Below are 22326 nucleotides of genomic sequence, written 5' to 3'. Positions count from 1 at the left end.
ATAAAGTAACAATTGATTAGGGAAGATTGATAGAGCCACAAAACGAATTTAGTTTTGTGGCTTTGTTATTGATTGAATATCGATGTATCAATTCCGAGTTTTGTTCCAAGTGCGTTCAAATCTTCCTGAACAACCGGTAGAAGAGGAATTCCTTCTTTCATACGGATTATTTCCATTTCTCTTTCCGGATCTCCGGGAACTAAAACTTTTTCTTCACCTTGAATCGTTTTTGCTTTTCTGAATCCTTGGATCCAGTGATCCATATCTTTTTGAAATTATCTGCCGGACGAAAAGCATCAATTCTCATTGCACCTAAAAAATGTCCGATTCCTTTGCCGGGTTGTTGTGTTGGCATCGGAACATAGGCAGGAAAAGGAGGGACCCACGGTGCATAATTTGCTCCGCTCAAAAGGGCAGAGAAGATATCTACAATTGCCCCTAAAGCATATCCTTTATGACTACCATGCTCTCTATCACCGCCAAGTGGAAGCAGAGCTCCGCCATTTTTTAAAATGTTTGCATCATTACTTGGGTTACCGTTTACATCCTGTACCCAGCCATCAGGAGTTTCCATATTTTTCCTTTGCAGGATTTCAAGTTTTCCATTGGCAGCAGTAGTCGTTGCAAGATCCGCAACAAATGCAGATTGTTTCCCTGCAGGTGCAGCAACAGCAATTGGATTTGTCCCTAACATCTTATCGATAGAAAAAGTTGGCGCAACTAACGGACTAGCATTGGTCATTGCAATGCCGATCATATCGTGTTCAAGCGCCATCATTGCATGATAACCTGCGATTCCAAAATGATTACTGTTTTGAACACTAACCCAACCTGTTCCGACATTCTTTGCTTTTTCAATTGCAATTTTCATTGCAAACGGAGCAACGACTAAACCTAGTCCGCTGTCACCATCGACAACAGCTGTTGATGGTGTTTCGTGAATCACTTTTATTTTTGGAGTTGCATTTATTCTTTTTACTTCCCAAAGTCGGACGTATCCAATAAGTCTGGCGATACCATGTGAATCGATTCCTCTGAGATCTGCAGATAGGAGCGTAAGGGTTGCTATTTCTGCATGTTCTTTTGAGCATCCAATTTTTGTAAAAACCGCTTTTGTAAAAGCTTCAAGTTTTTTATAACTGAAAAGAGTACTTTTCATTAATTAAATTTAATTGGTTTTGAAATTCTTTGAGAGCAAACTATATATTGCAGAATCGGTATAATATCCATTGTAATAATAATTTTCTACAAAGTGAGCTTCTTTCACAAACCCGGCTTTTTCAAGAATGGCTCGTGAAGGAATATTTAATGGATTAATATTGGCTTCAACACGGTGCAATTGCATTTCATTAAATCCATATTTCAAAGATGCAATCATTGCTTCATACATCAATCCCTTTCGCTGGTATTCATTCAGCAAGGAATATCCTATTTCTGCATAATGATGTTCCGGAACTGTTCGCCATAGTCCAATGCTTCCAATTAATTTCGATTCGTTTTTCAAATACATACCCCATGAAATTCCTCGGTTCTCATCGATCTCTGCATCTACTTTTGTAAGCCAATCATAAATTTCTTCAATCGATTTTGGCGGATCACGATCAAGGTATTCTGTTATTTTTTTATCGGAGCGTAAAGTATAGATCTCATTTGCATCAGCTAAAGTCATACGACGAAGTTGCATGCGTTCTGTATCGATGTTAGGGAAAGGAGAGAAGTTGAAGGTGAGCATTTGTGGGTTGATTATGGGGGCAAGTTGAAGATTGTGGGTTTGCAGGTTTACAGGTTTGCAGGTTTGCAGGTTACAGGTTAGCTTCGTAGATGAATACAAGGCTAACCTGTAACCTGCAAACCTGTAAACCTACAACGTTTTCCACAGTGACTTTCTGATTTGAATAATGACAGACTTCGAAGTAGGTGTGTTTGATTTAGCAGCCGTACTATCAATCGGCACAAGAACATTTGTTTCCGGAAAATAAGTTGCAGTACATTTTTCCGGTATACTGAAGGGAACAATGATAAACCGATGCGCGACTCTCTCTATGTTATTGTCGAAATTAAATAGGTCGACGACTTCTCCTGCTTTAAATCCGGCTTTTGAAATATCATTTTCATTCATAAAAATAACCCGGCGTTCATTGATCACACCACGATAACGATCGTTCAATCCGTAAATAGTAGTATTGAACTGATCATGACTTCTGATAATCATCATGATGTATTCATCCTTTTTCAAATCAAATTCTTTGACTGTTGCAATGTTGAATTCTGCTTTGCCTGAAGGAACAGGAAATGATTGCTCGCGTGAAGAATTCGGTAAATAAAAGCCTCCTAATTTTCGCACTCTTGTATTATAATCCGTAAAACCGGGAATGGTTCTGGCAATATCATCGCGAATATTGTCATAGTGCTGCAGATATTTTTTCCAGTCAACTGCTGAATCATTTCCAAAATACTCAAGGCCCAGACGGGAAACGAGATTTGGTTCGCTCATCAGATGTTCCGAAACAGGTTTCAGATTTCCTTTCGACATCTGAATGACTCTCATAGAATTTTCAGTTGTAATAAATTGATCTTCCGAATTCAATTCATCTTTGTCGCTTCTTGCAAGCACAGGGAGTATCAGTGCTTCTTCTCCTGTGATCAGATGACTTCTGTTCAGTTTAGTTGAAATCTGAACTGTCAGTTTGCATTTACGAAGTGCTTCTGCAGTGTATGTTGTATCAGGCGTAGCAGATAAAAAGTTCCCGCCCATTGCCATAAATACATTTACTTTTCCCTCGTGCATTGCATGAATGCACTCGACTGTATCGTATCCATGTTTTCTGGGTGCGGAAAAACTGAATGTGTTTTCAATAGCATCCAGGAATTTATCCGATGGCTTTTCGTAAATGCCCATTGTACGATCGCCTTGAACATTACTATGACCACGAACAGGACATGTGCCTGCACCGGATTTACCAATACTTCCTTTCAGCAATAATAAATTTACAACTTCTTTTATAGTATCAACAGCATTCTGATGTTGAGTAAGACCCATTGCCCAGCAAGCGATGATCTTACTTTTGATTTAAAGATTCCGGCAACTTCTTCAATCTGCTGATGGCTAACTCCGCATGCAGTAACTAGTTTTTCAAGATCAAGACTTTTTAGATGCTCAATAAATTCTTTTGAGCCGTTGGTCTTTGAATTTATAAAGTCATTATCAAAAATACTTCCCGGTTTTTTAACTTCTTCATCATAAAGCATTTTTTCTATTGCCTGAAGCAATGCCATATCTCCATTGATCTTCACCTGAAGAAAAATATCGGTTAGTCTTGCTTTTATTCCCAAGGCTCCTTTTATACTTTGCGGATCATTGAAAGCGATCAGACCGGTTTCAGGAAGTGGATTGACAGAAATAATAGTACAACCATTTTCTTTCGCTTTCTGAAGTGCACTCAACATTCTTGGATGATTCGTTCCTGGATTTTGCCCAAGAATAATAATTACTTCTGCTTTGTAAAAATCATCAAGAGTGACTGAGCCTTTACCTATTCCCAGACTTTCGCTGAGTGCTACGCCACTTGATTCGTGACACATGTTGCTACAGTCGGGAAGATTGTTAGTCCCAAACTGCCTTACGAAAAGCTGATATAAAAATGCAGCTTCATTGGAGGTCCGACCACTGGTATAAAAAACAGCATTGTCAGGTCCGGGACAATCTTTTAATTTTTGTGCAATCAGTTCGAATGCTTTGTCCCAGGAAATAGGTTGATAGTGAGTTCCACCTTTCGGTAAATAAACAGGTTGTGCAACTCTTCCTGCTTTTCCGATCTCGTAATCATTCAACTGTGAAAGAGATGCTACACTGTTCTTTTGAAAAAAATCTGCTGTAAGTTTTTTTGTAGTGGCTTCTTCAGCAATTGCCTTAACGCCGTTCTCACAATATTCTCCAAGAGAACTTCTTTCGCCATCGGGGTCAGGCCAGGCACAGCCCGGGCAATCGTATCCGTTTTTTTGATTTAGGGCGAACAAAGCTCTCACCGCACGACCAGCTCCCATTTCACCGAAAATATGTTGAGCACTGACGAAAATTGCAGGCATTCCTGCAGCAGCGATCTTTGGTTTTATCAACTTAAGACCGGTAAACCGCTCAGGGTTTTCGGCATTTGCTTTTTCTTTGTCTATTGAATCTGAATTCATTTCAGTTTAGAGGCCAAAGGGTTTTCGTAATTATCACTCTGGTCTTCTATAGTCTCATCTAAACATTGAAAATCTTTTTCGATCAGAATATAAAGTTTCTTACCATCTGATAATGGCATTTCTTCTGAAAGACCAACCTGATTACTAGTTGTCCATTGTTGAGATACGCTTATTGGAATATTGATGATCATCGCATCATTCAAAAATTCTGCACTGATCCGGTCAGTGTTTTCCGACATTTTTAATCCATATGTAAATACTTTGTTGCCGAAGTCTGTAGTTTCATGAATGTATCTATTCTCAGAAAAAATTGATACATCTGTTTTTGATAATCTGAATCGAATTGTATTTCCTTTTAACCGTAGTTTCATACAGGTAAAATAAACAAAAATTTTCCTTTTTTGCTAGTATTTTGTTTGATTTTAGGACAAATTAGTATACATTAGGTAGACAAATACCTTTGATCAATTGTTTGTCGCATTTGTTCACCATATTTGCATTATGTCAATAAATTTTGAAATTGTAATGGAGCTACGCAGGGTATTAATGCTCCTCCTTTTTTTATTTATTGCGAATACGGGCAAAAGCCAGAATTCAAAAACTCTGATCGATAGCGGCTGGGCAGAAATGTTAGTTGACAATGATGTTGAAGCATTTATTGCATTCAATGAAGCATATAAATCCGCTCAACTTGAAAAGGATACCGAGAATGTGGGGTTGTCTTTATTGTACATGGGAATTTGTACTTATAGTTCAAGTTTTACTGAAGGATTGGATTATAGTGTCCGGGCTATGAATGAATTTAAAAAATTTGAATCCGGCAGACCAGAGAAAGCATTAGAGGGCCGGAGTAAATGTCTTCAACTTATAAGTACAATAAATAGCAGGCAAGGAAATTACAGAGAATCTATCCGCTTAAGTAAGGAAGCAACTTTAGGTTTCCCTGATGAAAACGATAAAAGCGGGTATCTTGGTTTGATCTATAATACACTCGGAATCGCTTATGCAAATTTAAGCATGCCGGATTCGTCAGCATACTTTCATCGAAAAGCATTGGAAGAAAGATTGCTTACCAAAAATTTCATGTATTTGCCGGTTTCTTTTTCTGCTGTGGCAAAGATTGAAATGAAAGCAGGAAACAAAGATCTTAGCAGAGGTTATATTTCTAAAGCAATACAGATTGCAGATAGCACTAAAAACCGTCAGGCACTAGTAACTGCATATTTGGTATTAAGCGATTGGTATAAGGAGTTTGAACCAACAAGTAAAGAAGTTGAGTTTTCAATATTAACTGCGAAAGAAATTGCCAAAGATTTGAGTGATCGGTCTTATTACCTGAAAAGTCTTGAAGCACTGATCCAAATAAAAAAGCAAAAAGATGATTTCAAATCTGCTTTGGCTTTGGAAGAGGAGGCATCGATTGTACGGGATTCACTGTTTTCGTGGGATAAACAAAAGATTCAACACAGTCTTGAAGTTCAATTTGATGTTTCTGAAAAAGAACGGCTTTTAAAACTTAGTCAGAGAGAAAATGAGATTGCAAAATTGACTCAGTATCTGCTTTGGGCAATCATAGGATTTGTAATAGTTATTGCGACAGGAATAATTATTTTCCTGAGAAGAAATATTGAAAGGAACAAGTTGCTTTTGCAAACAAAAGAATCATTGTTTAAAGCAATTGAGGTTCAAAAGCAATTGCGGGAAAAGCAAATGCAGAATGAAATTGAATTTAAAGAAAGTCAACTAACAGCAATGACAGCCCAGATGCTTCAAAAGAATGAACTTATGCAAGAGTTGAAAAATAAGCTCGAAGAAGATAAGAACATTTCTAAAGACAGTCCGATATCAAAGATCATCAACAAAAGTCAGAACCAGGATCGAGACTGGAATGATTTCAATACTCATTTCGAAAGTATAAATAAAAACTTCTATACGCGATTAAAGCAATCATACCCTGATATCAGTCCAAATGATCTAAAAATCTGTGCTCTGATAAAATTGAATTTGTCGATCAAGGAAATGGCTTCAATATTGAATATTTCGCCTGATAGTGTCAAGACGGCCAGATATCGTTTGAGGAAAAAATTGCAGATGAATACGGAAGATAATCTCACAGATTTTATTCTGAATTTAGAATAAATCAATTGTAAAATTAATTAAGCCTTTTAGCAATACCGATTATATTTTTCCCCTCTTAAAAATCCGATCAATGTAATGCCTGATTCTTTCGCAAGTTCAAGAGCAAGACTGGAAGGTGCACCTATTGCAACAACAACAGGAATGCCGGCCATACTTGCCTTTTGAATCAGTTCAAAGCTGGCACGTCCACTAAGTAAAAGAATAGTGTCATTCAATGGAATGATGTTTTTTAAAAGGCGAGATCCGATCAGTTTATCCAGAGCATTGTGTCTGCCTACATCTTCCCGTAATTCTAAAAACATTCCGGATAAGTCAAAAAGAGCAGAAGCATGAAGTCCGCCGGTGCTTTTGAAAATTTCTTGTTGTTTGCTGAGTTTTTCAGGCAGAGAAATTATAATATCAGGACCGATATTTTTGAATTTATCGGTGATCTTGAAATTCGAAACCGTAGCAATTGCATCAATGGAAGCTTTCCCGCATACACCGCAACTGGAGGTTGTATAAAAATTTCTTTCCAGTTTGTTTTCTGAAGGTTTTATATTTTCATTGAGTTGTATGCAAATTGAATTTTCTGAATTTTGTGTGACACTTTTTATTTCAGCAGAGTTTTTAATAATTCCTTCTGTAAACAGAAATCCACATGCTAATTCATCATCGTTCCCCGGAGTTCTCATTGTAACCGAAATATTCTTTTCTACAATAGAACCTTCCTCTGAATATTTAATTTTTATTTCCAATGGCTCTTCAACTGCAAGTTGATCTTCCAGCTTTTGAAAACTTCCGTTTTCGTAACGATCAATTGGTGTCGATATAGTTGAAACAGGTTTCATATTCATTAAAAGTAACTAATTTCCGGAATATTATTTAAAGCTGATTGTTATTTTTTCACTTTTCACTTTTCACTTTTCATTTTATTCCAGCCTCCCGGATAGTTTAATCTTCCTTATTGCATTTTCATAATCACTGGGAGTGTCTATACTTCTTATTCTTTCCTTCGAATCAGGTTTTACTTTTACCGCTTCAATATCGGAAAGAAATTTACGAAGAGAATCATTTCCGGATTCAAATTCTTTTTCTAGAAGATCCAGGCTTTCTACACTATAGAAGGCAAGTATTGGTTCGTATTGATCTATATAGAAAGCACATGTAGATGTTGTATCAGACACTAATTTTAAAATGTCTTCAGGTAAAAGCAAGGGGTAATCGCAGCCTATGTACAGGATTGCCCGGCCTTTGAATTTCTCTTTACAGCTTAATAGACCACTCACAGGACCATGACCGGAATATTTTTCTGAATCAATGATCACATTTGGAATAGAACTGAAAAAAGATTCTTGTTTTTTCTGAATGGAAAAATAGATGTCAGCAAAAACCGGCTTGAGTAATTGTTGTAAGTATTGAAACTGAGGCAATCCATGATAATTCAATTGACTCTTATCAGTACCCATACGTTCACTGTTACCACCGCAGGCGATGAGTAGGATGGGAGGGGAAGTGGTCAAGTTTTTTTTTAACTAATAACTATTAATGAATAATGGTAGCTCGGAAACTCTTTTCTAATTTCTAATTGCAAATCAGAACTTCAAAAAATCAATCATACGACTCGAACTTGATCTTTTTCCTGTCATAACCCATTGCTTCGAGACGTTGTCGTGCTTCGTGAAGCATGTCGCGCCAGCCGCACATATAAAAGGTGGCCGGACGTTTATCGGCGAAAATTTCTTCGTAGATTGGATGAACGTAACCTTTCTTTCCTGTCCAGTTTTCGCTGTCTCGTGAAAGAACAGGAATATATTCAAACGAAGGCATCGTTTTGGCGAGGTCTTCCATATCCTTGCGGTAAATGATATCCTTTTCCCAACGGTTTCCAAAAACCATATAGATCTTTTTGTGTGGAATGTTTTTGTTTTTGATGTGATGCAACATAGAGCGAAGCGGTGCAATTCCTGTTCCTGTACATACAAAACAAATGTCGTCTTCGATAGGATCTTTAAGAACAAATTTACCAAGCGGTTTAGAGACATCGATCTCTGAGCCTTCTTCGATATTTTCCCATAGATATGGAGTGCCTAGCCCTTTTGGGTTCAGAACTATTGCAAGTTCAAATGTATTATCGTCTGATGGTGCGGATGCAATGGAATAACTTCTGTTTGTAAATTTTGAAGCAATAGGCAGATTAAGCATGATAAATTGTCCTGCATTAAAACTGAATGGAATTTCATCCGGAACTTTAAAAAAAAATCTTTTTACCAGTTCAGTTTCCTGGACGATCTTATAGACGGTACTCTTATTGTATTTATAAGACATATTAACTGTATTTTTTCAGTGTGTGTGATAGTTTTTCAAGCATTGGATCAGTGAAGTCAAGGTGCGTGACAAACCTTACGATTTGTTTTCCAAACTGCACAGCTTTAATATTATTATCTGAAAGAAATTCCAGAAACGATGTAATGGGTTTGTCGTCTGAAATCTTGAATACAATAATATTTGTATCAACAGGAAGAATATTTTCTACATAGTTTAATTCTTTTAAAATTGTTTCAATATTTTTAGCTCTGACATGATCCTCTTTAAGTCGTTGAATATTGTTGTCAAGTGCATATATTCCGGCTGCTGCAAGAAAACCTGATTGACGCATACCGCCGCCGAAAGCTTTGCGTACACGTTTGGCTTTGGTGATATTTTCTTTGGATGCAATCAGCAGGGACCCAACAGGGGCTCCAAGGCCTTTTGAAAGACAAATTGAGATCGTGTCAAATAATTTTCCGACTTCCTGGGACGAATCTTTTGTTTCTACCAATGCATTAAATATGCGGCCACCATCGAGATGTAATTTCAGATTATGCTTTCTCGATTCTGCTGCAACATCTGAAAGCTGATTCAGATTGTAGTAGCTTCCACCACCTTTGTTGCTCGTATTTTCAATTGCAACAAGAGATGTAAAGGGTTGATGGATATTTTCAGGAGGATTGACGTTATCTGCGATTTGTTGCGCAGTCATTCGACCACGATCTCCGTCTACAAGTCGCATTGATATTCCTGAATTGGAAGCAACGCCTCCGCCTTCATAATAATAGATATGCGAAAGTTTGTCACAAATAACTTCTTGTTGTGGCTGGGTAAGAACTCTGATTCCAATTTGATTGGTCATTGTACCGCTGGGACAAAAAAGAGCAGCTTCATGATTAAAAAGTTTTGCTGCTTTTTCTTCCAGTGCTTTTACTGTGGGATCTTCATCAAACACATCATCGCCGACTTCTGCACTGAACATTGCATCCCGCATGGCCGGTGTTGGACGAGTAACGGTATCGCTTCTTAGATCAATTAATTTGTCAAACATGCTCAAAGAAAGCAAGATTTTTCAGGAATCACTAGTGTGACACGGATTTTGATGATTCCGGAAGGAATATTATGGTGTAAAGTGGTTGAAATTAAGTTACTTAAATTATAATTGACAAGTGGTCAAAAAAAAGAGGATGTTGAATTCAACATCCTCTTAAAATCTGATTATTCTTTTGGTATATCGTCTGAAGGTGAATCAGGACGATTTCGCTTTCCTTTCATCATTTCTCTTCTTTGTGCCTGCATATCCTTTAATTGTGAATACTGCTCAGGTGTCAAAATCGATTTCATTTTTGCATCGTGATCTTCACGTGCTTTTTTCATTTCATCACGTTGTGCCTGAATTTTCTTCTCATTGCTTATAAGTTGAGTATACACCTGATCATATTGCGCATCTGTCAACTTTAATTTTGCTTTTAACGTTTCAGCTCTCTTCTGAGCTCTCTCTTCCGGACTACCATCTCTACCAGCACGTTCCTGACGCTGGCCCATTGCAACAGTACTGATCAACAAAACAATTGCAAGGAATTTTATTTTTAGTTTCATGTTTCTATGACTGAAGGAATCGGGGTGGGTTTAATCAGAGATTTAATGATTTAAGATTAAAGTTGAGGCATTTCTTCAGGCAAAATTCATTTTATAGAAAAAATTTCACTTTTCACTTTTCACTTTTCACTTTTCACTTTTCACTTTTCACTTTTCACGTTTCACTTTTCACTTTTCACTTTTCACTTTTCACTTTTCACTTTTCACTTTTCACTTTTCTCATCACCATCACCCCATCCCTCACAGGTAGCAACACTTTCTCAAGTCTGTTGTCATGTGCAATTCGTTCGTTGAATTGGTGTAATGCTAAAGTGTCTTTATCCATTTCAGATAAGGGAGCAATAATTTTTCCGCTCCATAAAACATTGTCAGCTAAAATGTATCCACCTTTATTTACTTTGTCAAAAACAAGATCGAAATAATTTGTATAATTTATTTTATCTGCGTCAATAAAAACAAGATCAAATGGACCATTCAAAGTGGGAATAATGTCGAGAGCGTTGCCGGTATAGATTCTGAATTTTGAATCAAGTCCGGCCAGACTGACATATTTCTTTACCATCGGAGTCAATTCATCGTTGATATCAATTGTATGAATGATTCCGTTGTCCTTTAAACCTTCAGCAAGACATAGCGCAGAGTAACCGGTATAAGTTCCGATTTCAAGAATGGATAAAGGTTGAATCATGCAACTGATCATACTTAACATCCGGCCTTGCAGATGACCGGAAAGCATGCGTGGCATTAACACATTCGCATGTGTTTCGCGATTTAAATTTTTCAGTATTTCTGACTCAGGTGAACTGTGTAGTTCAGAATAGATATTAATTTTTTCGTCAATAAAATCCATTGAATCAATTCCAGTCTTTAGTAGCACCAATTTCTACTTGCTGTACATTCTCTATCCAATGTGAATCTGAAGTTGTACCGTATTTGTCAACAAAGAAAATAATAAAAGAATTTGCAGTGTTAATTCCATTCAGATCTATGACATAAGATTTTACATATGAATTTCCACGGGTCATAATTGCTGCAGGAATTGGATCACCGATCAAACCATTATTTGCAATCAATTTCTTCAATTGATATTTTTGATTGTAGCCTCTGATCGTATCATTCAATGCATAGAAAGGTAAAGTTGTGTCCGGTGACAATCCTTCAAAGCTGAAATCGTTCATTTGATCATAAACAGAATCATTGCTGATGAAATTTCTTTCGACGATGTATCCATGTAAACGATAATCGCCAAACATATCAGCGCTGAATCCTGTGTGTACTGTCAGGTTAAGTTTATTTAATGCAGTGATCTCAGAAGCTTCAATTGCTAAACCACATGAAGGTACCTGACCAATTTTTGCCTGTACTGAAGTAACCCAATAGTCAGGTGCAAAATCAATTGCTGAAGTGTTAATTCTGTTTATTGGACCGCCGGGATAAAAAGCGCTTGTGTTAAACATACTATCAAGTAAGTTAACTCCTGTCAAAGGGTTTACAAGTGCACTTGATTCAAGTGTGTCGCCAACATGTATGTTAACTGCAAAAACACGGTCCGGCCAAAGTCTGATCAAAGAATCGATCAAATAGTGTGCTTTCGGGCACTGACCGCAAGATAATTGTGTATAATCTTCTATGAGTATTTTTTGCTTAAAAATTGTTGGAACTTCCGAAATATCAGGAGCATTCCCCGGGTTTGGGATATCCTGCCCATTTTCAGAACAAGAAGCCAGGAATGCGAATAGGGCAATAATAAGATATCTGCTTTTCATAAGTGCTTAATTAACGCTGAAAAGTAAGCAATCTCCCTAATTAAATAAAATATTTTTGGCCTGTGTTTTTTCCTTAAAATGTGGATGAATCCTTTATATTTGCGGCCAAATCGAAGAATATGAAAAATCTATCCCTTGCTCTGAATGGCGTTTTAATCGTTGCAGTCGGAATTTTATACTATTTACACTTTAATGGTAAACAAACTCCGGATTCAGGATCTGCATCAGCTTCCGGATCTATAAATGTTTCATCAAAAGGGATCGTTTATGTTAATTCTGATTCGCTGCTGGACTCGTACGATTTTTACAAAGATCAAAAGACAAAATTTGAAGCTGAACAAAATCGGATTCAAATTGAATTAAAAAGCGAAAGCGATAAACTTCAGAAAGATGCTGCATTATATCAGCAACAGGCGATTGGTATGACCGATATGGAACGCCAGCAAAAGGAACAACAATTGGGAATGCGTCAACAAAATTTGATGGAAAAGAAAGATGCAATGCTTGGAAAACTCGATCAGTTGCAGGCAAATTCATCTGAAGAACTTTATACAAAACTGAATAATTACTTACGTGAATTCAATGCTGATAAAAATCTGCAATTTGTTTTAGGTTATCAAAAAGGCGGTGGAATTCTTTTTGCAAATGATAGCTTGAATGTGACCCGTCAGGTTATTGAAGGGTTGAATAAGGCATACGCTGCGGAAAAACAATAAAAGATTTCGGAATGCGGATTTCGGTGTTGTGATAGACCTCTGCATTTCTCAATTTTGATTCGACTTTCCAGGTTGCATATTCCGCAATCCGAAATTCGAAATCCGCAATGCCTATGGTTTGTTGAACAGAAGTTTAAAATAAAACGAAGGCTTTTTCAGTCTGGCACGAATGTCAAGGTCCTCAAACATACAGGTGATGGTTTCCCGTAAGGTTTGATTCCTGATCGCTTTGTTGACTACAAAATTGAAAAGAATTTCATAGCGTGCAAGTTTTTGCATTTTGTGACTCAGATTAATTTCGCTTTCGAGTTGACTGTAAACATTCTTGTGATAACTATATAAGAATTCGGAATCAAAACGTTCTGCTGCGATCGCTTTTACAATTGTTTCGCCTGCAATTCTTCCACTTACAAGTGCATTTCCGATACCTTCGCCTGTGAATGGATCTATCAATGATCCTGCATCACCTACAAGAAGAAAATTGCTGCCGGAAATTTTTCTCTTTACACTTCCTAATGGCAATCCCCAGCCTTGAATTGGTGTGATGGCTTTCGCATTTTTAAAGCGCTTTGAAATTGTGGGATGCGATGCGATTATTTCTTCAAGTGACTTTTTCAGATTCACTTTTCGTTTTGATACATATGAACTCAACATTCCAATCCCAACATTTACACGGCCATCGTTCATCGGAAAGATCCAGAAATATCCCGGTAATAGTTCTTTCAGAAAATGTAATTCAATAAAATTGTCGGGGTGAGAGTCAGAAACATTTTCGTAATACACACGCAAACCCGCACAGTAATGTTCGTTTTCTTTTTTATCTCCGGATAATTCTTTACCAACTATAGATCTGTCTCCTTCAGCTCCAACTACGATATCAAATTCATCCTCCGAAATTTGTCCGTTTTTATTAATTGTGACTTGCAGCCTGTTATTTTTGCGGATAATATTTTCTATGGAAGTATTCTGCCGGATGTCTGCGAATTCCGGATCTGCTTTTGAAAAAAGAAAATTGTCGAATTTTAGTCTGGGAGAAATAAACCCGGGAGCATGCTTCAGTTTTTCAGGGTTATTTGAAAAAGGTACATCCAGCATTTTTCCTTGTGGTGAATAAAAACGAACTCCGTAACTTCCTGAATTATCATTTGTATTAACAGCGATTTCTTTTATAAATGCCGGATCGATCTTGTTCAATTCGCTTACAACTTTACCACTCAAAGCATCTCCGCATATTTTATCCCGCGGGAAGATCTGCTTTTCAATTATCATATGCCTGATCTTGTTTTTACTCAGGATCATTGAAGTTGCCATTCCCGCCGGACCGGCACCGGCTATGAGTATTTTATATTTTGAATCCAAACTAATTATTCTTTTTTGTGTAATTGAGTATGATCGTCTAAAGATATATCTTTGAATTGAAAAATCAGTCAGCAATAAATTATATGGGCAAACATCCATTCATCATCAGAGTTTATGGAATCTATATCGATCCCGATAAAGGAATTCTTGTAAGTGACGAATTAGTAAACGGACAATATATTACAAAATTTCCGGGTGGTGGACTTGAATTCGGTGAAGGAACGATCGATTGCCTGAAAAGAGAAATGATGGAAGAAACAGGGCAGGAGTTTGAAGTTGGTGAACATTTTTATACTACGGATTTTTTTGTTCCATCTGCATTTGATAGTAATTCGCAAGTGATAAGCGTTTATTATTTTATTAAACCCGTTGCTGCATTTCTTCAAACTATCTCCACCAAAAAATTTGATTTTTCAGAACATAAACATGGGGCTCAGTCATTTCGTTTTGTCAGGATTACTGCAATTCTTGCTGAAGAATTTAACCTGATCATTGATAAAAATGTTGGAAAATTGATTTTTGAATCTGGTATTATAAACAATTAATTTTTCAATATCCGTGAATGTATAAACCCCATTTTTTTAAATTTCCATACCAATACTTCAGCATCCTTTTTTGATTTAATGCCGGTAGCAACAAGAATGTACATCTTTTTTTCTCCGGTATCAATAACCCGGACTCCTATCGAGTCTAATTTAGTTTCAAGAGCCAAAGTTGAGGCCATATAAAAAGCGTGCTTCCAGAATTCTGTTCTCCAGATAAATATAGATTTGTCTTTAAGTGAAATTTTATTTGCATAGCAATCCCACACTTCATCATTCACAAAGATGGAATCATTTATATCCAGACGGTCAAGGTAGGTAAGTATCTCTACCTTTACCGGAACGACTCCAAAAGGAACCATGTCGATTTTGATAGCAGCTGAACGAGTCAGATCAACAACCCGGCTTTTTTTAAACGGACCTCTGTCATTGACTCTGACAACAACTGATTTATTATTCAATTGATTGGTCACCAATAAAAACGTATTAAAAGGTAAAGTTTTATGTGCTGCCGTAAAATCGTTTTTATTATAGGTCTCTCCACTGCTTGTTTCCTGCCCTTGAAAACGATCATGGTAGAAGGAAGCATTCTCTGAATTTTCCAGTGAGTCACTTACCGACTGACAGAAGATCTTTGAAGTGCTTAATGATAAAAGGAAGACAAGAAAAAATAAACGTAGCATTTGGCAAACATATAATTATTTGACAAGCGAATCAAGTCGAAATAAAGTTTTCGATTTGATATGGCATTTAAATGAACTTAATTTAAGCGTTTTGTAAATATGCTTTCTATTCTATGAAGTAAATCGACAGGTAAATAATTTCTCCAGTTCAGATCATCAAGTTCGCCACCCATGATCATGTAATAATCAAGATTGAAACGTTGCATTTCTAAAGCAACATGCGGACGGAAATTTATTGCAGCGATCCAGCCTTCATCAATTTCCTGAAACCATTCTTCATAATAACAATCATCGCTGCCATGAAAGTTCAGAACATTTTCCCCAATAAGAATAAATTTATTGATCCCTTCATTTATCATGGGTTCTATTATCTCCCTTTTCAAAAACATAATGTCATTGTACAAAGCATCATTCCATTCACCGATAAATTCAATAATTGCATATTGCTTTTCGTAGTCTGCAAATAAAATTTTTAAATAAAGAGTCGCACTTCCAAATACATCCCATTGCGGATGAATATAAAAATTGTAGATAGTATTGGAATACTCGAGTTCACTATAAACATTACCATGCAGTGGAGAAAGTTCGTCCTCTGCTGCTATGTATAATTCACGCCATAAATAAAAGGGCTCGAGGTCCTGCATTTCCTATCGGATGATTTTTGTAAAGATAAGAAATTGCGGAAAGATTTCGAAATAGTAAAATTCAAACTACAGTTCGACAAACTAAAGTCTTACTTCTTGTAATTTTCAATTGCTTTTCTGACGTTACCAAATTTAGTAAGTAGTTCGCCGGCTTCATTCGCAGTAACGTTAAGTTCTTTCATGATCATCTTCGTACCGCGTGTGATCAATTTTCCATTTGTTAATTGCATGTCGACCATCTTATTTCCTTTAATACGACCAAGTTGTATCATTATAGAAGTAGAGATCATATTCAAAACCAATTTCTGCGCAGTGCCGGCCTTCATTCGTGTGCTTCCTGTTACGAATTCAGGACCAACGATCACTTCAATGGGATAATGCACATTTTGTGCAAGTAAAGATCCATGGTTGCATGTTAATCCAATTGCTAAAATGTTATTCTCTTTGCATTTTTTTGCAGCACCAACTACATAAGGAGTACTGCCGGAGGCTGCAATGCCAAGTACTACATCTGCAGTTGTGATATTATGTGTCTGTAAATCTTTCCAGCCTTGCAATTCATCATCTTCCGCAAACTCAACTGCCTTTCGGATTGCATTATCGCCGCCTGCAATCAATCCTATTACTTTACCATGTTCCAATCCGAAAGTAGGTGGCAATTCAGAAGCGTCTACAATACCTAAACGACCACTTGTGCCGGCACCCAGGTAAAATAATCGACCGCCGGTGCGCATCTTTTCTGTGATAAGTATCACAACTGTTTCAATGCGATGCAATACTTTCTCCACTGCTTCTGGTACAGATTTGTCTTCTGTATTCATAGCAGATAGTAAATCATAAACACTCATTGATTCCAATGAGCTGTAATTGGATTCTTTTTCCGTAACTTTTTCTGTCATGTGAATCAGCAGCGAACTGCAGTGTGTGTGTGAAAATTTTGAACGGGTTAAATATACAACGGAAATTGCTGCGGATTATATTCGTTAAAAATTCTATAAACAGAGTTAACAACATCTTCAACTGATGGTTTGGAGAAAAAGTCTCCGTCTGATCCATATGCAGCACGATGATCTTTAGCTGTGAGTGTAACAGGCGCAGAATCAAGCCATTGAAAGGCGTTTTGTTTCTCTAATAGTTGTTGTAAAATATAAGCACTCGCACCACCGGGTACATCTTCATCGAGCACAAGAAGTTTATTGGTTTTCTGAATACTCTTAGAGATAATTTCTTGAGTATCAAAAGGAAGTAATGTTTGGCAATCAATCAACTCAACAGAAATTTCCAATTCTTTCAATAGTTGAATGGCCTCCTGGGCTATTCTTACACATGAACCATAAGTGACAATTGTCACATCATTCCCTTCCTGAATTATTTCCGGAACGCCTAATGGGATTCTGAATTCTCCAATGTTTGCTGGAAGCTTTTCTTTTAACCGATAACCATTTAAACATTCAACGATCAAACCCGGTTCGTCACTTGCCAATAATGTATTATAAAATCCTGCTGCCTGTACCATGTTACGAGGAACCAAAACATGAATACCACGAATCGCATTTATGATCATTCCCATAGGAGAGCCACTATGCCAGATCCCTTCCAGACGATGACCACGGGTCCTGATGATAACAGGTGCTTTTTGTCCACCTTTAGTTCTGTATTGCAAAGTAGCAAGGTCATCACTTAAGATCTGCAATGCATAGAGTAAATAATCAAGATATTGAATTTCTGCAATCGGTCTTAGCCCACGTAAAGCCAGTCCTATTCCTTGTCCTGCAATGGTAGCTTCACGTATTCCAACATCCGTAATTCTGATCTCACCATATTTTGCCTGAAGTCCGGCGAACCCTTGATTCACATCACCGATTTTTCCGAGATCTTCTCCAAAGGCAACAAGCCTTGGATCTTTTGCAAAAAGTGCATCGAAATTGGCCTGCAATATTTCGCGGCCATCTATCATAGGAGAATCATCATTATATACCGGTGCAATCGGTTCGATATTAAAAACTGACTCATTAGATGTGCTATGTAGTCCGGCATTATATCTCTCTGCATTCAGCTTCTGATAATTTGAATGCCATTCCTGCAAATTAGTTTTAGCGGCAGAATTTTCGTTTCTCAGTAATCGAAGAACTTTCTGAATTGCAGAAACAATATCTCTTCGCGCCGGATCAATAACTGTATTCAGATCAGATTTAATTTTTTGAATGAAAGAAGATTGTCCGGTTGTCTGACTAATGGCATCAAACATCTCCGATACTTCTCTGATCTCATTCTTTACAGGTGTCATGAATTCAGTCCAAGCTGCTTTCTTACAATCCTGTGCATATTTTTTGCTTCGCTTTCAATTTCATCGAGTTCAGCTTCTGTAGCAATTGCAGAACTTAAAATCCACTCGCGCATTTTTTTTATTCCGTCATATTCAACTTCAAAATCCAACCGCTCTTTTGATTTATATCTTTCGTGCGAACCCGAAGTACTGTGACCTTGCGGTTGAGTAATTTCCGTGATGTGAAACAATACAGGAACCTGTTCTTCTCTGCAGATCTTAATTCCTTTAGCATACATTTCGCATAGAGCAGGGTAGTCCCAGCCTTTTGCTCTGAGGATCACATATCCTTCGCCTTTTTCATTTCTTTCAAAACCCTTGAGTACCTCAGAAATATTTTGTTTCGTTGTTTGATACTTTGATGAAACTGAAATTCCGTATCCATCATCCCAAACTGAAATTGCCATTGGTACCTGAAGTACACCGGCAGCATTTATAGTTTCCCAGAATAAGCCCTCAGATGTACTTGCATCACCAATTGTTCCAAAAGCAACTTCATTTCCTTTCGTAGTGAAGTTGGTCATGTGATGCAGATCCGGATTGTTTCTGAATAATTTCGATGCCCATGCTAATCCTAAAAGTCGCGGCATTTGTCCTGCAGTCGGACTGATATCAGATGATGAGTTTTTTATTTTTGAAAGTTCCTTCCAGCTACCATCTTCGTTTATCGTTCTTGTAGAGAAATGACCATTCATCGATCTTCCGCCTGAACTAGGTTCTGCATTCAGATCGGGAGTTGCATAGAGCTGCGCGAAAAAGGCTGTAATATTCGATTGTTCAATGGCAAACATAAATGTTTGATCCCGGTAATATCCGGCTCTGAAATCACCGGGCATAAATTGCTTTGCCATAGCAATCTGTGCAAGCTCTTTACCATCACCAAAAATTCCGAATTTCGCTTTGCCTGTCAATACTTCTTTTCGTCCGATCAAACTTGCCTGACGGCTTGAGTTTGCTAAACGAAAATCATTAAGAACTTCTTTCTTGAAGTCTTCAAAACTCAATGCATTGGAAGCCTGACTTTCAGGAGATGGTTTCATAAAACGTACTGATATTTGGTTATTGACAAATATAAGAAATATTTAGTTCAAAGGATTTTCTGTTTTCATTTGATAATGCTTTAAAACTACCTAAATTTGCAACCCATTCAAAAACCAGAAAATGAAGAAATTAATTTTAACAATATCGGTGTTCTCCTCCATAGTTGCCTGTTCTAACCCTCAACCTGAACGAGCTGCTGTCCCGGAAAAAGTATCTATGTCGCAGGAAAGTGGAATTCTCCTTGCCGAAGGTTTATTGGTTTCTACCAATGATACAATGTGTGGTATGTCAGTAGGAAATGAGCCGGCAGATACCGTAACATATGACGGAAAACTATTCGGCTTTTGCAGCACCGGTTGTAAAGAAGCTTTTCTTGCAGAAAGAATAACTAAATGAGAAAACATTTGATGTTAAGGTGGGGGGTAGTAGCATTACTGGTAATGGTGTCTATTGCCTGGGCTTATCAAATTCTTACCACTGAAAGACAACAAGCACCTTCATTACCGGTCTATGGTGAAAAGGCGGACGACAGCACCGATCATAGAATCGCATCCTGGAAATTCATCGATCAGAATGGGGCGCCAATTTCTCAGAGCGATCTTGATGGAAAAATATATGTTGCCGATTTCTTCTTCACAACATGTAATGGCATCTGTCCAAAAATGTCAAATCAAATGGAGAGAGTTGCAGAACGATTTAAAGGTACAGAACAAATTCATTTTTTATCACATACAGTTAAACCTTCAGAAGATTCTGTTCCTGTGCTGAAAAAATATGCTGAATTTCATAATGCTGATTCTAAGATATGGCATTTTGTGACAGGAGAAAAAAAGGATATTTATGAAATGGCAAGGACTTCCTATTTGTCTGCCGTTTCAGAAGGTGATGGCGGACCTGACGATTTTGTGCACACTCAGTTTTTCACATTGATAGATACTGAACGAAGAATTCGTGGTTTTTATGATGGAACGGATTCTGTAGAAGTAAATAAACTTATTGATGACATTTATGTTCTAATGAATGAGTAATTTCACTTCATGAAATTTACTTCTGCATTTTTATTGATTGCATTCTTTTTTAATCCATTTCGATTCTCTTGCGCAGAATCAGATTGATGTGATTTCTGATTTAGAAGCAAAGTCGTTTCGTGCAGCAAAATCTTTTTCTTCAACTTATAATTATGAAAATGCAGACATTCACTATACAAGATGCGAATGGAAAGTGGATCCGGCAGTAAATTTTATTTCAGGAAATATTACTTCATATTTTCAGGCTCATTCGTTTCTTGATTCTATTACTTTTGATTGCTCACAATATCTTACCATTGATTCAGTAACTTATCATGGAAGTCAAATTTCATTTTTGCATGATTCTGATCTGATAAAAATTTATTTCCCTGCTTTTTTGTCTGCCAATTCTCTTGACTCGCTTTCTGTTTATTATCATGGTGCTCCTGTATCGACCGGCAATGGTTCATTTGAACAAAGTCTGCATAATGGTGATCCGGTGATGTGGACACTTTCGGAGCCTTATGGTGCAAAAGACTGGTGGCCTTGCCGGCAGAATAATGCAGATAAAATAGATTCGATCGATGTGTGGTGTGAAATTCCATTGGGAACGAAGTGCGCTTCAAACGGAATTTTAGTTTCTGCCGAAACAGCAGGAGTAAATATGCTGTACCACTGGAAAAGTAATTATCCTATTGCGCCCTATCTGGTAGCAATTGCTGTAACAAATTATGCAGAATTCTCCGATTCAGTTGTATTAAGTAATTCTGATACACTTCCTATTCTGAATTATATATATCCCGAGCAAATCAGTGTTGCTCAACCTGCTTTTTCAGTGACTGCATCATTGATCAGTTATTATGATAGTTTGCTGGTTTCTTACCCATTCTCAAAAGAAAAATATGGACATGCCCAATTTGGCTGGGGTGGAGGTATGGAACATCAAACTATGTCTTTTGTTGGAAGCTTTGGATATGAACTGATCGCACATGAATTAGTTCATCAATGGTTCGGTGATAAAATTACCTGCAGCAGCTGGAGAGATATCTGGCTTCATGAAGGCTTTGCTACATTCTTTGCAGGAGCTGCAATTGAAAGATTCAAACCGGAAGAATATTACGCATGGAAATATTCTGCATTGCAAAGTATTATTTCCAAACCCACTGGTTCAGTTATCTGCAGTGATACCACTGACAGAACTCGAATCTTCGATGGCCGTCTATCTTATAGAAAAGGAAGTTATGTTTTAAATATGTTGCGCTGGAAATTTGGCGAAGAACTTTTTCTGGAATCAATAAGAGATTTTCTGAATAAAAATTCTTTGCAGTATAATTATGCAACCACGGAAGATCTTAAATTATCTTTTGAATTTATTACCGGATCTGATCTGACGGAATTTTTTGATGAATGGGTTTATGGAGAAGGATATCCTTCGTTTAAAATTGAATGGAGTAAATCAGGAAATTCAGTTACAATGATCGTTGATCAGGTTTCTTCAGATCCGGGAATTTCTTTTTTTCATATTCCGCTTCCGGTTCAGATTGGAAATGCGGAGCGTGATTCAATTGTAATTATTGATGCTACATCTTCCGGACAGCAATTTAATTTTGAACTTGATTTTGAACCTGATTTTATTTCAATCGATCCAAACCTTGAAATCATTTCAGGTAACAATAAGTTGTACGAAAATTTACCGCCCGGAAGTATTGAAGATCTGATTGCAATTTTCCCAAATCCAAGCAATGGAATTCTGGATGTCTTTGCTAAGAAAAACAGCTTGATGATGAAGTCGTTTTCTGTCTTGGATTATTGCGGGAAATTATTGTATTCTCAGAATGTAAAAAATGGCTTTAACGATACATTTGATTTAAGTTTTCTGAACAATGGTTTATACATTTTAAAAATAAGTACTGATTTGGGTTTTGTTCACAAAAAAATAATTATCCAAAAGTGAGAAATTTTAGTTTAAAGTAAGATACTTTGGAGACACTCTAAACTTCTGCCTCAATTACTTGAAATCATTGGTTTTC

Annotated in this window: 19 protein-coding genes and 3 pseudogenes; 6 read left to right on the top strand and 16 right to left on the bottom strand. The window is 37.2% G+C overall.

The features are described from left to right. Positions 1-65: 65 nt before the first annotated feature. From IPL24_10545 to IPL24_10530, 4 genes and pseudogenes are all read right to left on the bottom strand, one after another. Positions 66-1159 (bottom strand): annotated as a pseudogene (locus IPL24_10545) (Ldh family oxidoreductase). 9 nt (positions 1160-1168) lie between these two features. Then, the gene (locus IPL24_10540) at positions 1169-1732 is read right to left on the bottom strand and encodes a GNAT family N-acetyltransferase (GenBank protein ID MBK8364094.1); all 564 of its coding nucleotides are present in this window, start codon (positions 1730-1732) and stop codon (positions 1169-1171) included. 129 nt (positions 1733-1861) lie between these two features. Next, a pseudogene (locus IPL24_10535) lies at positions 1862-4185 on the bottom strand (FdhF/YdeP family oxidoreductase). Next, complete coding sequence (locus IPL24_10530) at positions 4182-4556, bottom strand: hypothetical protein (protein MBK8364093.1); 375 nt, start codon at positions 4554-4556, stop codon at positions 4182-4184. The pseudogene IPL24_10535 and the gene IPL24_10530 overlap by 4 nt, the downstream one beginning before the upstream one ends. 130 nt (positions 4557-4686) lie before the next feature. On the opposite strand from IPL24_10530, the gene IPL24_10525 reads away from it, so the two are divergent. Then, positions 4687-6324 carry a hypothetical protein gene (locus IPL24_10525; GenBank protein MBK8364092.1) on the top strand — a complete coding sequence of 546 codons (1638 nt, stop codon included), beginning with the start codon at positions 4687-4689 and terminating at the stop codon, positions 6322-6324. Positions 6325-6350: 26 nt separating this feature from the next. Here IPL24_10525 and fdhD read toward each other — a convergent pair whose 3' ends face one another. From fdhD to IPL24_10490, 7 genes are all read right to left on the bottom strand, one after another. Continuing rightward, positions 6351-7154, bottom strand: a complete 804-nt coding sequence (fdhD, locus tag IPL24_10520) for a formate dehydrogenase accessory sulfurtransferase FdhD (protein ID MBK8364091.1) — start codon at positions 7152-7154, stop codon at positions 6351-6353. Between the two features lie 81 nt (positions 7155-7235). After that, positions 7236-7826: a molybdenum cofactor guanylyltransferase gene (locus tag IPL24_10515; GenBank protein ID MBK8364090.1), complete on the bottom strand. Its 591-nt coding sequence runs from the start codon at positions 7824-7826 to the stop codon at positions 7236-7238. An 88-nt stretch (positions 7827-7914) separates the two neighbouring features. Further along, the gene (locus IPL24_10510) at positions 7915-8631 is read right to left on the bottom strand and encodes an oxidoreductase (protein MBK8364089.1); all 717 of its coding nucleotides are present in this window, start codon (positions 8629-8631) and stop codon (positions 7915-7917) included. 1 nt (position 8632) lies between these two features. After that, positions 8633-9664, bottom strand: coding sequence for an aminotransferase class I/II-fold pyridoxal phosphate-dependent enzyme (locus IPL24_10505; GenBank protein MBK8364088.1), 1032 nt, complete (start codon positions 9662-9664; stop codon positions 8633-8635). Between the two features lie 167 nt (positions 9665-9831). Next, complete coding sequence (locus tag IPL24_10500; protein ID MBK8364087.1) at positions 9832-10212, bottom strand: hypothetical protein; 381 nt, start codon at positions 10210-10212, stop codon at positions 9832-9834. A gap of 196 nt (positions 10213-10408) precedes the next feature. After that, a complete protein-coding gene (locus IPL24_10495) occupies positions 10409-11062 on the bottom strand; it encodes a class I SAM-dependent methyltransferase (protein MBK8364086.1) in 654 nt (217 codons plus the stop codon). A gap of 4 nt (positions 11063-11066) precedes the next feature. Continuing rightward, entirely contained in the window at positions 11067-11978 is a 912-nt protein-coding gene (locus IPL24_10490) for a hypothetical protein (protein ID MBK8364085.1), read from the bottom strand. A gap of 119 nt (positions 11979-12097) precedes the next feature. Between IPL24_10490 and IPL24_10485 the strand changes: the two genes are divergently transcribed. Next, positions 12098-12694 carry an OmpH family outer membrane protein gene (locus tag IPL24_10485; GenBank protein MBK8364084.1) on the top strand — a complete coding sequence of 199 codons (597 nt, stop codon included), beginning with the start codon at positions 12098-12100 and terminating at the stop codon, positions 12692-12694. Positions 12695-12805: 111 nt separating this feature from the next. On the opposite strand, the gene IPL24_10480 is transcribed toward IPL24_10485, so the two are convergent. Further along, positions 12806-14053: a geranylgeranyl reductase family protein gene (locus IPL24_10480; GenBank protein ID MBK8364083.1), complete on the bottom strand. Its 1248-nt coding sequence runs from the start codon at positions 14051-14053 to the stop codon at positions 12806-12808. 83 nt (positions 14054-14136) lie between these two features. On the opposite strand from IPL24_10480, the gene IPL24_10475 reads away from it, so the two are divergent. Continuing rightward, positions 14137-14598 carry an NUDIX domain-containing protein gene (locus IPL24_10475; GenBank protein ID MBK8364082.1) on the top strand — a complete coding sequence of 154 codons (462 nt, stop codon included), beginning with the start codon at positions 14137-14139 and terminating at the stop codon, positions 14596-14598. On the opposite strand, the gene IPL24_10470 is transcribed toward IPL24_10475, so the two are convergent. The 4 genes and pseudogenes from IPL24_10470 to IPL24_10455 all read right to left on the bottom strand — a co-directional run bounded on the left by IPL24_10470 (position 14595) and on the right by IPL24_10455 (position 19288). Beyond that, positions 14595-15278 (bottom strand): septal ring lytic transglycosylase RlpA family protein, encoded by a 684-nt coding sequence (locus IPL24_10470; GenBank protein MBK8364081.1) that lies wholly within the window; start codon positions 15276-15278, stop codon positions 14595-14597. The genes IPL24_10475 and IPL24_10470 overlap by 4 nt on opposite strands. Before the next feature lie 77 nt (positions 15279-15355). Continuing rightward, positions 15356-15922: a hypothetical protein gene (locus tag IPL24_10465; GenBank protein MBK8364080.1), complete on the bottom strand. Its 567-nt coding sequence runs from the start codon at positions 15920-15922 to the stop codon at positions 15356-15358. Between the two features lie 89 nt (positions 15923-16011). After that, the gene (locus IPL24_10460; protein ID MBK8364079.1) at positions 16012-16821 is read right to left on the bottom strand and encodes an N-acetylmuramic acid 6-phosphate etherase; all 810 of its coding nucleotides are present in this window, start codon (positions 16819-16821) and stop codon (positions 16012-16014) included. 47 nt (positions 16822-16868) lie between these two features. Beyond that, positions 16869-19288: pseudogene (locus tag IPL24_10455) on the bottom strand (transketolase). A 121-nt stretch (positions 19289-19409) separates the two neighbouring features. On the opposite strand from IPL24_10455, the gene IPL24_10450 reads away from it, so the two are divergent. Genes IPL24_10450 through IPL24_10440 form a run of 3 tightly spaced genes read left to right on the top strand, consistent with a single transcriptional unit; the run spans position 19410 to position 22250 of the window. Continuing rightward, the gene (locus IPL24_10450; GenBank protein ID MBK8364078.1) at positions 19410-19685 is read left to right on the top strand and encodes a YHS domain-containing protein; all 276 of its coding nucleotides are present in this window, start codon (positions 19410-19412) and stop codon (positions 19683-19685) included. Next, positions 19682-20317 carry an SCO family protein gene (locus IPL24_10445; GenBank protein MBK8364077.1) on the top strand — a complete coding sequence of 212 codons (636 nt, stop codon included), beginning with the start codon at positions 19682-19684 and terminating at the stop codon, positions 20315-20317. Before IPL24_10450 ends, IPL24_10445 begins: the two co-directional genes overlap by 4 nt. Positions 20318-20354: 37 nt before the next feature. Beyond that, a complete protein-coding gene (locus tag IPL24_10440) occupies positions 20355-22250 on the top strand; it encodes a T9SS type A sorting domain-containing protein (protein ID MBK8364076.1) in 1896 nt (631 codons plus the stop codon). Positions 22251-22326 lie beyond the last annotated feature (76 nt).

The sequence above is a fragment of the Bacteroidota bacterium genome (genome assembly GCA_016711505.1).
Lineage (GTDB): Bacteria > Bacteroidota > Bacteroidia > AKYH767-A > 2013-40CM-41-45 > JADKIH01.
The sequence above is the reverse complement of the archived record's forward strand: the minus strand, read 5'-3'. Positions and strand labels throughout refer to the sequence as shown.